The 12,119-nt window shown below is 47.2% G+C and carries 10 protein-coding genes; 6 read left to right on the top strand and 4 right to left on the bottom strand.

The window, feature by feature from the left end:
* Window positions 1-55: 55 nt before the first annotated feature.
* From prpF to AADH33_RS06740, 3 genes are all read left to right on the top strand, one after another.
* A complete protein-coding gene (gene prpF / locus AADH33_RS06750) occupies window positions 56-1,297 on the top strand; it encodes a 2-methylaconitate cis-trans isomerase PrpF (protein ID WP_348548375.1) in 1,242 nt (413 codons plus the stop codon).
* Between the two features lie 152 nt (window positions 1,298-1,449).
* A complete protein-coding gene (locus AADH33_RS06745; RefSeq protein ID WP_348548374.1) occupies window positions 1,450-2,049 on the top strand; it encodes a GNAT family N-acetyltransferase in 600 nt (199 codons plus the stop codon).
* A gap of 150 nt (window positions 2,050-2,199) precedes the next feature.
* Window positions 2,200-3,723, top strand: coding sequence for a bifunctional 2-methylcitrate dehydratase/aconitate hydratase (locus AADH33_RS06740; RefSeq protein ID WP_348548373.1), 1,524 nt, complete (start codon window positions 2,200-2,202; stop codon window positions 3,721-3,723).
* 40 nt (window positions 3,724-3,763) lie between these two features.
* Here AADH33_RS06740 and AADH33_RS06735 read toward each other — a convergent pair whose 3' ends face one another.
* Window positions 3,764-4,519, bottom strand: coding sequence for an SDR family oxidoreductase (locus AADH33_RS06735; protein ID WP_348548372.1), 756 nt, complete (start codon window positions 4,517-4,519; stop codon window positions 3,764-3,766).
* A gap of 190 nt (window positions 4,520-4,709) precedes the next feature.
* Here AADH33_RS06735 and AADH33_RS06730 point away from each other — a divergent pair, with 190 nt between their 5' ends.
* Together AADH33_RS06730 and AADH33_RS06725 are read left to right on the top strand one after the other, a co-directional pair.
* Window positions 4,710-6,077 (top strand): DUF2868 domain-containing protein, encoded by a 1,368-nt coding sequence (locus AADH33_RS06730; protein ID WP_348548371.1) that lies wholly within the window; start codon window positions 4,710-4,712, stop codon window positions 6,075-6,077.
* A 66-nt stretch (window positions 6,078-6,143) separates the two neighbouring features.
* The gene (locus AADH33_RS06725; protein ID WP_348548370.1) at window positions 6,144-7,763 is read left to right on the top strand and encodes a GTPase/DUF3482 domain-containing protein; all 1,620 of its coding nucleotides are present in this window, start codon (window positions 6,144-6,146) and stop codon (window positions 7,761-7,763) included.
* Between the two features lie 4 nt (window positions 7,764-7,767).
* Here AADH33_RS06725 and AADH33_RS06720 read toward each other — a convergent pair whose 3' ends face one another.
* The 3 genes from AADH33_RS06720 to AADH33_RS06710 all read right to left on the bottom strand — a co-directional run bounded on the left by AADH33_RS06720 (window position 7,768) and on the right by AADH33_RS06710 (window position 11,025).
* Complete coding sequence (locus tag AADH33_RS06720; protein ID WP_348548369.1) at window positions 7,768-8,826, bottom strand: ArsA family ATPase; 1,059 nt, start codon at window positions 8,824-8,826, stop codon at window positions 7,768-7,770.
* Window positions 8,827-8,908: 82 nt separating this feature from the next.
* Window positions 8,909-9,220, bottom strand: a complete 312-nt coding sequence (locus tag AADH33_RS06715; protein WP_348548368.1) for a cory-CC-star protein — start codon at window positions 9,218-9,220, stop codon at window positions 8,909-8,911.
* Window positions 9,221-9,345: 125 nt separating this feature from the next.
* Entirely contained in the window at window positions 9,346-11,025 is a 1,680-nt protein-coding gene (locus AADH33_RS06710) for a carbon starvation CstA family protein (protein ID WP_348548367.1), read from the bottom strand.
* A 343-nt stretch (window positions 11,026-11,368) separates the two neighbouring features.
* On the opposite strand from AADH33_RS06710, the gene AADH33_RS06705 reads away from it, so the two are divergent.
* On the top strand, window positions 11,369-12,037 hold the full coding sequence (locus AADH33_RS06705) for a hypothetical protein (RefSeq protein ID WP_207969741.1): 669 nt from the start codon (window positions 11,369-11,371) through the stop codon (window positions 12,035-12,037).
* Window positions 12,038-12,119: the final 82 nt, after the last annotated feature.

The following is a 12,119-nucleotide window of genomic DNA, read 5'->3' as shown; positions in this document are numbered from 1 at the left end:
TCTATACTACCAATAAAACTATAAACAAGTCATAAATATATAAAGGACTCCAACAATGACCCAAAACCAACCTACTTTCGCCCCGCAAATCTCCGTCCCTGCCACCTATATGCGTGGCGGTACCTCAAAGGGCACATTCTTTAAATTATCTGACCTACCTGAGCGTTGCCAAGAACCAGGCCAAGCCCTTGATAATTTCTTACTGCGAGTCATTGGTAGCCCAGACCCTTATGGCAAGCAAATCGACGGCCTGGGTAATGGTAGCTCTAGTACGTCAAAAACGGTGATATTGTCTAAAGCGTCGCGCGCCGACCACGATGTTAATTATCTATTTGGACAAGTTAATATCGCAAAGCCGATGATTGATTGGGCGGGTAACTGCGGTAACCTAACCGCCGCCGTGGGTGCTTGTGCGATTAATATGGGCTTGGTCGATGCAGACAAAATTGCTAGTAGTATTGATAAAGACGCGGACAGCGGTGTTTGCGAAGTGCGTATCTGGCAGGAGAATATCAGCAAAACCATTATTGCTCATGTGCCTGTCTACAAGGATGGGAATGGTCAGGTGCAAGTGCAAGAGACTGGCGACTTTGAGCTTGATGGCGTGACCTTCCCCGCCGCTGAGGTCAAGATTGAATTTATCGATCCCGTTGATTCATCTAGCGATATGTTCCCGACCAATAACCTCGTTGATGACTTTGATGTTTCCGGTTGTGGCCTCGATAAAGACAGCGTCAAAGCGACCTTTATCAGCGCAGGTATCCCTACTATCTTTATGACAGCGGAAGACTTAGGCTTTAGCGGTACAGAGCTGCAAGGCGATATTAATAGTAATGACGAGTTATTAGCCAAGTTGGAAAAAATTCGTGCCCGTGGCGGCGTGGCGATGGGATTGTTTACCGATGAGTCTGAAGCGCAAAGCAGTCAGCATATCCCTAAGATCGCTTGGGTAGCACCAGCACAAAGCTATAACGCCTCCAGCGGCAAAGCAGTTAATAAAGAAGACATCAATCTTGTGGTTCGCGCGATGAGCATGGGACAGCTGCATCATGCGATGATGGGTACCGCAGCGGTCGCCATTGCGGCAGCAGCCACCACACAAGGGACATTGGTCAATGAGGCGGCGGGCGGCGGCGAGCTGACCGAGGTGCGTTTTGGTCATCCATCAGGGACGCTACTGGTCGGCGGTAAGACCGAACAAGTCGACGGCCGCTGGCAAGCCAAAAAAGTCTCCATGAGCCGCTCAGCGCGCCGCATTATGACAGGCGAGGTATTTGTACCAGCGGATAGTTTTTGAGATATTTAACGCCATACCGGATAGTTTGATCGTTTGAATGCAGATAAAATCTGTCAAACTATCCATGGTTGATAAAGGGCTAAATCGTTATAATGCCACTGCTTTATGATGTTTCTCTTGTTTTTTAGCCTACTGCCAAAAGCCTGTAAATTATGACGTGTGAATTTTCTATAAAAACCTTTGATGAGCTAACCTCAGTTGATATTTATCATATTTTAAAAGCCCGCTCGCAGGTGTTTGTCGTCGAGCAAAACTGCGCTTATCAAGACATGGATGAGGTGGATTTTGATTGCTTACATCTTATCGCGCATCAAAACGCCGCGCTGGTTGGCTACTGCCGTATTATCCCGCCTGAATTTAATCCCAAAAAATCGCTAGAAAACCCGGCGTATTCTATGCCTGCTATCGGTAGAGTGCTGGTACTCAGTGAGTATCGCAATCAAGGGCTGGCGCGGCAAATCATGACGCATGCTATCAAATACTGCCGCAAAAAGTACGGCAAAAAGCCCATTATTATCTCCGCGCAGACCTACTTACTCAGCTTTTATGAATCGTTGGGGTTTGTCACCGAAGGCGAGCGCTATCTGACAGACAATATCGAACACGCCACCATGGTGTTGCCGCTACTCAAAAAAACCAAAGTCAAAAAACCGCCGTCAGCAGGCTCGGGGGTGGCCAGTAAGGTTTTGGGTGTGCTGCTTTTACTTTTTAGCCTGATGTTTGTCGCAGGGCTGATTTATTTGATGACATAAGATAGCCATTTGTTGAATCTAAGTTTAAGAATATAGGTGTATAAATAGAAGTATCGGCCTTGTGTTTTTACATGACGTCACTGTGATGCTGGATTGAGTATGTTACTTTGTGAAAATACAAGTATCTGACTCAAGGAAGAGGTAACGGTTATGTCTACTATATCTAATACTCAAAACGCTACCGTCGAGAGTAATATCCGTCCAGAATACGACGATGAGATCCAAAAAATCGCCGACTATGTGCTGAGCTACTCGATTGATGATGACTCGCCAAATAGTGCTGAGGCATGGGATACGGCTCGTTACTGTCTGATGGATACACTCGGCTGCGGACTACTGGCACTTCGTTTTCCTGAATGTACCAAGCACCTAGGGCCTGAGTGCCGCGAGCAAATCACTCCCCACGGTGCGCGCGTGCCCGGCACCTCCCATCGACTTGATCCTATAAAAGCTGCGTTTGATATCGGCTGTATGGTGCGCTGGCTTGATTATAATGATACGTGGCTTGCGGCCGAATGGGGTCATCCTTCTGATAATTTAGGCGGTATCTTGGCGGTGGCGGACTATATCAGTCAGCAAAATATCCGCCAAAACAAAGCACCGCTGCTCATGCGCGACGTGCTAGAGGCGATGATCATGGCGCATGAGATACAAGGGGTGCTCGCCTTAGAAAACTCATTCAACCGTGTGGGTCTTGACCACGTATTTTTGGTCAAACTTGCCTCAACCGCTGTCGTTGCCAAACTCTATAAACTACCACGCGAGCGCATCATGGCAGCCATCTCGCAAGCGATTGTCGACGGTCAGGCGCTGCGTACCTATCGCCATGCGCCAAATGCTGGTAGCCGTAAGTCTTGGGCGGCAGGTGATGCAACCAGCCGCGCTGTACGCTTGGTCGATATCACTCGCCGCGGTGAGATGGGTATCCCAAGCGCCCTAACCGCGCCGCAATGGGGATTTTATGATGTGCTGTTTAGCCATACCAATAAAGACTTGGCACTCAAGCCTGAAGAGGAGCGACGGTTTACCTTCCAGCGCGAGTTTGGCAGCTATGTGATGGAAAACATCTTGTTTAAGATAAGCTTCCCTGCCGAGTTCCATGCCCAGACCGCGTGCGAGGCGGCCGTAATACTACACCCTCATGTCAAAGATAATATCGATGATATCGAAAAAATCGTCCTAACCACTCATGACTCAGCCATTCGCATTATCTCTAAAGAAGGTGCACTGGATAATCCCGCCGATCGCGATCACTGCTTACAGTACATGGTCGCGGTGCCTCTATTGACGGGCGACTTGATGGCAGAAAACTACGAAGACGACTATCACGAGCAGCATTTGTCTATCGATGAGCTGCGTAGCAAAATGGTGGTCGTAGAAGATGCACAATATTCAGCGGACTATCATGATCCTAATAAGCGCTCGATTGCCAATGCCATTCAGGTATTTTTTAAAGATGGCAGCCACACTGAAAAAGTCGCCGTTGAGTATCCTATCGGCCATAAACGTCGCCGCAAGGAAGGCATTCCGGTACTAAAAGCCAAGTTTCGAGCCAGTTTGGCCACACGTTTTATTGACAGTCGCTGTGCCGATATCTTTGCGCTATGTGATGATCAAAGCCGCTTAGAGCAAACACCGGTTAATGAATTTATGGATTTATTTGTCGCCAATTAATGATTTGACGCTTTTACCAATCACCCGTTTTACCTATCTTTTACCAAGGTATCGACTCACCTGCCCAATCGACAAAACTACCAGATTGGGCAGCGCTCATACTATCAAGCACTTCCAGTAAACGCGCCGCACTGTAGGCAGACGAGAACAGCTTTTCGTCCGCCACATTGCCTTGAAACGGTGAAGATAACTGGGTATCAACCGTACCTGGCTGCATGACCACCACGCAGACATCCTTTAGCGACCGACTCCATTCAATACTCAAATTCTTCATCCCCATATTGAGCGCCGCTTTACTCATACGGTAGCTGTACCAACCGCCAAGCCTATTATCAGTGATACTCCCCACACGCGCCGATATGGTCGCAAAAATAGCAGGCTTATCCGCACTACGTTTAGATTTTGCGAGTAATGGCTTGATATGCTTGGCAATCAGTAGACTGGCTAAGGCATTTATCTGCATGCTCTGCAAAAAAAAGTCCGTCTCCAGTTGTCGTAGCGCCTTTTCTGGCTGCTTGTGCGGCGTATGTAATAAGCCGGCACAGTTAATCACCCAGTCGATATGAGTGGCTTGTTGCTTCATATCAGCAATGACTTGTTCGATACTACCCTCATCGCTGACATCCATGGACAGCCAAGACAAATGATCTGCCACAAAGTTAGGCTTCGTTGTATGATAAGTGGCAAATATTTTTCCACTGCTTTTATTATTAGCACTCATCTCTATTAGCTGTTTAACCATCGCCCGACCAATACCACCCGTACCACCAATGACCAAATAATTTTTTTGCTTCATAACGCCATCCTTATGGTTATCTGTATTATAGGCTGCTGCTTATCTCCATTTATTTTGGCGCATTTATTTTACATATACTATGAGAAAACGCTAAAAATAACCGAAGTCACCGCCATACGATATAAGCTACAATAATCATTCACACAATCAAAATGATGATTGTTGACCAACGCTTTTATACGGATATCTTATGCTATCACCCCAAGACCAACTGACTGAGCTGGTGCGCACGCTTGAGACGCAGCAGCATGTCTTTGCAACCGACCCGCTACTTATCACCGAAAAGCTGCAAAGCGAAGATGGCACGCCTATCCAAAAGCTGCATCGCCGCGCCTCACGTATTGATAGTAACGGTGCGCTGGCAGGGGTGCTCGGTAAGATTGATGGCCGCATCAAGGGCGTCATGATAGTCATGAGTGTGGTGTGGTGTATCTCAGGGTTTCTAGGACTGTTTGCCCTACTTCAGACCAGTGTGGTGAACTTCTTTTATGTACTGGTCTGTTTGCTTGGCTTTCATACCATTATGCTCTTAGGCTGGCTTGCGATGACGCTCATCAATCAAGGAAAACAGTCGTCCAATTGGTTTGCCAGTTTTGTCAGCCCCAGCTATCTTATTCGTGGTAAAGACGATGTGACCAAAGCAGCCGTGAACTTGTACGAGCGTCAACTACAGCACAGCGGCATGCGCTGGTATTTGGGACGTTTTAGCCATCAATTATGGCTCGCTACCTTGACGGGTATGCTGCTGGCTATTGTATTTTTATTGATCGTGCGTCAGTACAGTTTTAGCTGGGAGTCGACCTTACTGTCTGATCAGGCGCTTATCACGTTGACTCAGATACTCGGCTGGCTGCCAAGCATGGTGGGGTTTGATGTGCCAGACAGTACTGCTATCGCCCAAAGCCGTCTGGTGACTGAGGCGATGCCGCTGTCTGCCGCGCGGCAATGGGCGGGGCTGTTGGTAGGAAGCTTGCTGATGTATGGTATCGTACCCAGAGCACTCGCTTGGGCGTTTTGTGCGTTGATGTTTCGCCGCAAAAAAATGCGCCTAGATATCAAGCAGCCTTATTATCAAAAGATTTTGAATTTTTGGCAGCGTCATGTGGTGGATGCTGACGACTTTTCAGAAGCACCAGCCCCTGTCGCGCCAAAAGCGACAGTCAGCACTGGTAAAAAACTGGTGGCCCTGCTCGAGTACCCAGCAAAGCAAGACAACTGGTGGCAATCCGGTCTTGATGTCAATATCACTGATAATAGTGAGATAGAGGATTTCGGTATCGTTGATGACCGCGATGATATGGAACGCTTGATAAGTCATCTTGATAAACACCCCGTGCAGGTGTTATTAGGCATTCATAGTAATGCGCTGCCTGATCGCGGCACCCTGCGTAAACTCGATCGTATCGCAGAGCATGCGGCAGACGGGCTTATTATCCAGCTGCTTGGTGATGGCACCTTGGCAAAAGACCCGAGGCAGACCATAGCAAACCAAGACACTCGCTATCAACAGTGGCAAACCGCGCTTGCGGCGCGAAACATTGGCCTGGTGGATAGTTAGCCACTTTTTCTAGTATGTGCACAAAAGCTCTAGCGTTTATATATATAAATAATACGGAAACATAAAATGGATAATAATAAAACCAATGATCAGCCCGTCGGCCTATTTGCCGATAAAGCCCTAAAAGACGAACCTCATGTAGAGACCGCGCCAATAGTATCTGAATCTACTACATCTACGCAGACTCACGCCACTGAAGAATCAAACAACTTGACAGCGCACGCTGGCAAAAAAACAACCATCGCCAGTGGCGAAGCGCTGAAACTGGCAGTCGTTGGCCATACCAATACAGGTAAAACCTCTATCCTGCGCACACTATTACGCGATGTTTATTTTGGTGAAGTCAAAAATGAGGCGGCCACCACGCGTCATGTGGAGCAAGCCAAACTCACAGACAGCCAAACCGGTGAAGACTTGGTCATACTATATGACACCCCTGGCCTAGAAGACGCTTCAGGGCTGATGGATTGGCTAGAAGACAATACGGCCAGTCGCCGTGATGGTATTGAGCGTTTGCAGCAATTTTTGGCCGCAGATATCGCCCAAGGTGGTGATGCGCTAACAAGCAGTGGCGGCAATGACGACTATAGCCAAGAAGCCAAAGTGATTCGGCAGTTGCTGGCAAGTGATATGGCCATTTATGTCGTCGATGCGCGTGAGCTGGTACTCGGTAAATACAAAGACGAGTTGGCTATTTTATCTTGGGCGGCGATACCGGTGATGCCAGTATTTAATTTTACCGACAGTCAGGATGCCAATATCGATGACTGGCAAACGATGCTGGCAAGACGCAATCTGCATATCTCGACGCGCTTTGATTCCGTCGCCTTTGAATTTGAAGACGAGATGCGCTTATGGCAAAATCTCGCTACCATGCTCACTCACTCAGAGATGCTTGAGCAACTAATGGCGCGCCGTACGGAGAACTGGGCGCAGCTGTATGATGAAGCCAATATCATCATTGCCGACTTTTTATTAAATGTTGCCGCTTTTGTCCATGAGATTAATGAAGATGATGACCCAATGCCCATACTTGCACAAATGCAAGAAGCGGTGAGACAAAGCGAACGGGCGATGCAGCACAATTTGCTCAATTTATATAAGTTTTATGATAATGCGGTAGCAGCCACCCCGCTTGAATTACAAGCCTATCAGCAAGATCCTTTTGATCCTGAGCTACTCAAAAGCTATGGTATTCGAACCACATCGGGCGCGGCAGCAGGTGCACTATTAGGCTTGGGTATTGATGCGGCGGCCCTTGGCACGACGTTGGGATTGGGCGCTGCCATCGGTGGTATCGCAGGTGGGTTATTGTCTAATACCAGTAGCATTGCTGATAAAATCACTGGGGTAAAGCGCTTATATATCGACCCTGCCACTCTAACCTTACTCGCCACGCGCGCGATAGATTTGCTCACCGCCCTGCGCCATCGCGGTCATGCAGCAACCGATGCCACGCAATTGCTATATAAAGGTGAAAAACCCAATATAGAGCCAGCGTTAGATGACGACGACCATACCGTCACACCATGGCCGACACACAAACTACCAAGCGAGCTCAAAAAAGCGCGCGGCAAACCGCAGTGGTCATCGCTCAGTAGCGGTAAATCCGAGCAGGCTCAGCTATTACGTGCCGATATGGCATGGTCGCTGGCGAGCAAATTACAATCACGTGAGTCTGAGTGACCAGCTAGCATGAAGCCTCTAGCAAGGTACTTAATGCATCTGTACCGCGTACGTCTGTTTTTTGCAAATAGATTGGGTATAGCGGATAATTGGGAAAACTACTTTCAATGTCTTGCAGTAGCTGCTGCTGGCGCTCGGCACGATGCTGCCAAAACGCATCTGCCTGCGTCGGTGTGATCAGCTGATTGACCACTATCGCCGCTGGCGGCAGTTTACTGTCCTCTAATTGTGAGACAGCGCGTTTGGTTTCAGCCAGTGGTAACACGTCAGCGGTCATTACCAAGACAATCGCCGTTTGGCTACGGTCATGCAGCAGTAGGCCTGCCTGACGAAACAGAGCTTTGCGCTTTTCTAGTACGGATACTGCTTGCTCCCAGCGATCAGATTTTTTTGCAGCAAATGGATTTTGCACATCATGATCGCTGTTTTTTTGACCACTTCGACCACCACTGCCACGCATTTGATGGTGGCTGTCTAAATGGTTCGCCACCGAGCGCAATTTGGCTTGCCGCCTTTGCTGTGCCAATAATCCATCTGTCCACGCGCCCATCATCTCAGGCAATACCAACAAACGCAACGTATGGCCAGTTGGCGCGGTATCAAATATGATATGTTCATACTTCTTATCAGAGTTGGCATCTGTGGCGCTGACGAGATGCTGACACATGGACTCGAGCATGGCGGCTTCTTGTGCACCGGGTGCCGACTTAGATAGACGCAGGTGCTCACGAATCTTGGGCATCATATCGGGGTTGGCGTAGGCACTGATGGTGCGCTGCACTTGAGCAAAGTGCGCATCGACGATGATATCAGGGTTTAGCTCGATAGCATCAAGATAAGGCGTGACCGCTGTTTTCTCATGGCTCAACCGTACATTGAGCACATCACCCAGGCTATGGGCCGGATCGGTTGAGATAATCAGTGTCTTTTTTTGCTGGCGCGCATAATCGCTGGCGAGCGCTGCGGCAGTGGTTGTCTTACCCACACCGCCCTTACCACCAACGAATATAATCGGCTGATCTGCCAGTTGGTCTATGAGTTTATGTAGAGGACGTAAGGCCATATTTATGTCTCAATTAAATTTCACGGAGCAATTAATCATAATAATCAACAATAACAGTCAATAACAGTTCCTAAATCAGCACCTAGCAGCAGCCAACATGATCAAAGGGACATCTATCCATACCCATACGGGTGTGCCACTCATGGAAGTTTTCTAAAAATAAAGGCTGTAGCTCAAGGGTATAAAAGCTGGCAGGATTATCAATACCAAGGCTCTCTGCAAACATCATCAGCATAAAAAAATCCTCTTCGTCCCGTGCTGCCCGTGCCATCGTCTGGCGATATGGCGCGTGATAAAACTCATTGAGTCCAGCGGCAAACCGTTGCCACCATGGTGCTTTATTTTCTCGTTGGTTGGTGCCTTTTGGCTGATTTGCTATTGGGTTGTCTTCCATGATGTCCTTACCTCTTTCTTATTTTGCTTATTTATCATATCTATGATGCCTACCTCATACAAAAAACGCCAGCAATTGCTGCTAGCGTTTTTTATAAAGATATGGATGATAGGTTCTAACCTTAACTAGGAGTCCGTTTTACCTTTATGCGATGTCCATTCTTTACGCAGTACCGACAGACTCTCAAACGTCACTAAAATCGTGGCGATTAAAATGACAATATCCATAATAATGAGTAGCCAATTACCATCATTAAAGAATGTTTTTAGCTGAATTAATAAGGCAAAGACAGTCATGATCAGCAAAAATGACAAAGGCGCTAAGGTATACCAGACAGGCTTACCTTTACGCAGTAAGATAACTGTGACGATCATCAAGGTTAAGGCCGCCATGAGCTGGTTGGTCGTACCGAATAGTGGCCATATAATCATACCGCCTGCGCCATCAATGCCACCTGCACCAAATGCCAGCAGTAGACAGCTTCCAACAGCGAGTAACGTGGCTACTACACTCTTATTTAGGACTGGTAGTTTATAAATCTCACCAAACTCTTGGAATATATAGCGCTGCAAGCGAACACCAGTATCCATCGTAGTACCAGCAAACAAAGCTGCCATCACGGTAAGCATGGTCTGGGATAGCACGATATCGATACCCACACCGGCATTGAGTATAGTGGCACCGCCATCGATGAACGCCCCAACAGAGCCGTCACCAAATTTTTGGTAAACCGCTTGCCAATCTCCTAAGCTGGCAAAACCGGCAGTGGCCGCAAGAATGGCACCGAGCGCCAGCATCCCCTCACCCAGTGCACCAAAATACCCAACAAAGCGCACATCTTCTTCTTTATCGATCTGCTTGGAGGTCGTCCCAGTCGCCACCAATCCATGAAACCCTGAAATAGCACCACAAGCAATAGTCACGAATAATAATGGTAATAGTGAAGGCGTACCGACTGGCAGTGCGGTATTGACGGCTGGCGCAACGATGTTTGGCGTTGCGATAAATACTGCCGCATACAATAAAACCAAACCGACAAATAACTGCAAACCATTGATATAATCGCGCGGCTGCAATAGCATCCACACTGGCAATAACGATGCAATCGCCGCATAAGTAAATAAGATAATGATCCACAGCGCATTATCAGGAAGACCCATAAAGGTCTCAGGTAACACCACAGGGAACATAGGACCAAGATAAATCAGCCCATATAAAGCAGTGACGCCAATGATAGATACCCAAACCAGATTCATCTTATAGCGATAGATACACTGACCGATGATAAAGGCCACGACTAACGCGCCCCATACTGGTAGTACAGCAGACGGCGTTTTAATCATCATATTGGCGATAGCAACACCAAACACCGCATTGACCATCAATAACAATAAAAATATCACGACCATCATCAAGCTGCGCACACGTGTGCCCATGACCGTACCAGCGATAGAGCCAATCGACTGACCGCGATTACGCATACTCGCCCAAATAGCGGACATGTCGTGGACACCCGCCATAAAAATAGTCCCCAACACCACCCAAATGATGGCAGGCACCCAGCCCCAAATCACTGCAATAGCCGGACCGATGATCGGTGCCGCCCCTGCCACTGAGGTAAAATGATGGCCCCACAATACATACTTATTGGTAGGGACGTAATCAATCCCATCTTTCATCGTATGAGCTGGCGTGGGACGACTGTTGTCCAATGCCAGAATTTTTGTGGCGATAAACTTTGAATAAAACACATAGCCGCAGAGCATGGCGGCAACTGCGATTAGCAGTACAATAGCACTATTCATCTTATCTCTCCCTAGACAAGTATTAGATAGCCTTATGAGTTCAAGCTTTTTAAATCAAAATCCAAAAAGTATGCTAAATTAGTGAGCGATGAAAGCCTCAGAACATTGCTATCAAAGACATAGCAGCTGATCATTGATTGATAGCACCGATTTTTCATATGATATTGTAAGATTAAGACGCTCGATAAATGAATACAAATTTTGATGAATTTTTCTTTGTCTATCTATAAGTATGTCTTCACTTCCTGTATGTTTTGATAAAAGACATGCCTTAGATAGTAACTGATTTATTGAAGGTTACAACAGTAGTAAGACGTTAAAAACAACAAATAAAGGAGTTAGCATGACACACTATTTTGGATTCGTTCCTTCAGAAAAATTAAAAGCGCTTATTACTGAAGCAGAGCAAGTGGTTGAATCAAATGAGTCAGTAGATTACTACCCTTATCGCGACGCGTTGACTCACCAAACCGCGCGTGACCTGATTGACAACCTACTCGTCGGCTTAGTGGACACTATTCCAAACCCTGAGCGTCAAGCAGCCATGCGCAAAGTGATCGGCACCGTTGAAAAAGCGACGGACACGCTATTAAATATCCTACTGGGTAAAGAAAACAACGAAGAAGTGCTACCCAGCTTTCATTTCTTAAGAGATCGAGCGACGTTTATCGATAATGATGGTATCAAGCGCATTGGTTTTCAGCTGTCTGACAAAGACGCCATGACCATCGACAAAGGCTTTGCAGCGATTACGCCCGAGCATACAGATATGAAAACCTTTAAAACCGCGCTTGAAACCATGAACGAGGAAACGTTGACACACTTTGTCAGCCGCTATGCTGAAACCTTAAAGCTTGGCATGATCAAACGCAAATCTGTGCCCGTTGCCAAAGCGGCCATCGACAAAGGCATGTCTATGGCATTAAACAAGCTATTGCCCGACTTGCCAGATACTTCCTTAAACCGTTTGGCCAATTATTACCGCCCCTTTATCGTAAAAAAGCCAGAATAGCGAATATTATATTTTTATTAAGGCTGTAGTGTTGGGCAAATTTAGTAAAATTTGCTAAAATAGGCGGCACTTTTATCAAAGG

The sequence above is a fragment of the Psychrobacter sp. KFRI-CH2-11 genome, assembly GCF_038239325.1.
GTDB lineage: Bacteria > Pseudomonadota > Gammaproteobacteria > Pseudomonadales > Moraxellaceae > Psychrobacter > Psychrobacter celer.
Note: the sequence above shows the minus strand (reverse complement) of the source record. Positions and strands in the feature narration are given on the sequence as shown.

Bases quoted from the DNA above. Each gene is read 5' to 3' on its own strand.
- prpF (WP_348548375.1), top strand. From the start codon at position 56: ATGACCCAAAACCAACCTACTTTCGCCCCGCAAATCTCCGTCCCTGCC.
- AADH33_RS06745 (WP_348548374.1), top strand. From the start codon at position 1,450: ATGACGTGTGAATTTTCTATAAAAACCTTTGATGAGCTAACCTCAGTT.
- AADH33_RS06740 (WP_348548373.1), top strand. From the start codon at position 2,200: ATGTCTACTATATCTAATACTCAAAACGCTACCGTCGAGAGTAATATC.
- AADH33_RS06735 (WP_348548372.1), bottom strand. From the start codon at position 4,519: ATGAAGCAAAAAAATTATTTGGTCATTGGTGGTACGGGTGGTATTGGT.
- AADH33_RS06730 (WP_348548371.1), top strand. From the start codon at position 4,710: ATGCTATCACCCCAAGACCAACTGACTGAGCTGGTGCGCACGCTTGAG.
- AADH33_RS06725 (WP_348548370.1), top strand. From the start codon at position 6,144: ATGGATAATAATAAAACCAATGATCAGCCCGTCGGCCTATTTGCCGAT.
- AADH33_RS06720 (WP_348548369.1), bottom strand. From the start codon at position 8,826: ATGGCCTTACGTCCTCTACATAAACTCATAGACCAACTGGCAGATCAG.
- AADH33_RS06715 (WP_348548368.1), bottom strand. From the start codon at position 9,220: ATGGAAGACAACCCAATAGCAAATCAGCCAAAAGGCACCAACCAACGA.
- AADH33_RS06710 (WP_348548367.1), bottom strand. From the start codon at position 11,025: ATGAATAGTGCTATTGTACTGCTAATCGCAGTTGCCGCCATGCTCTGC.
- AADH33_RS06705 (WP_207969741.1), top strand. From the start codon at position 11,369: ATGACACACTATTTTGGATTCGTTCCTTCAGAAAAATTAAAAGCGCTT.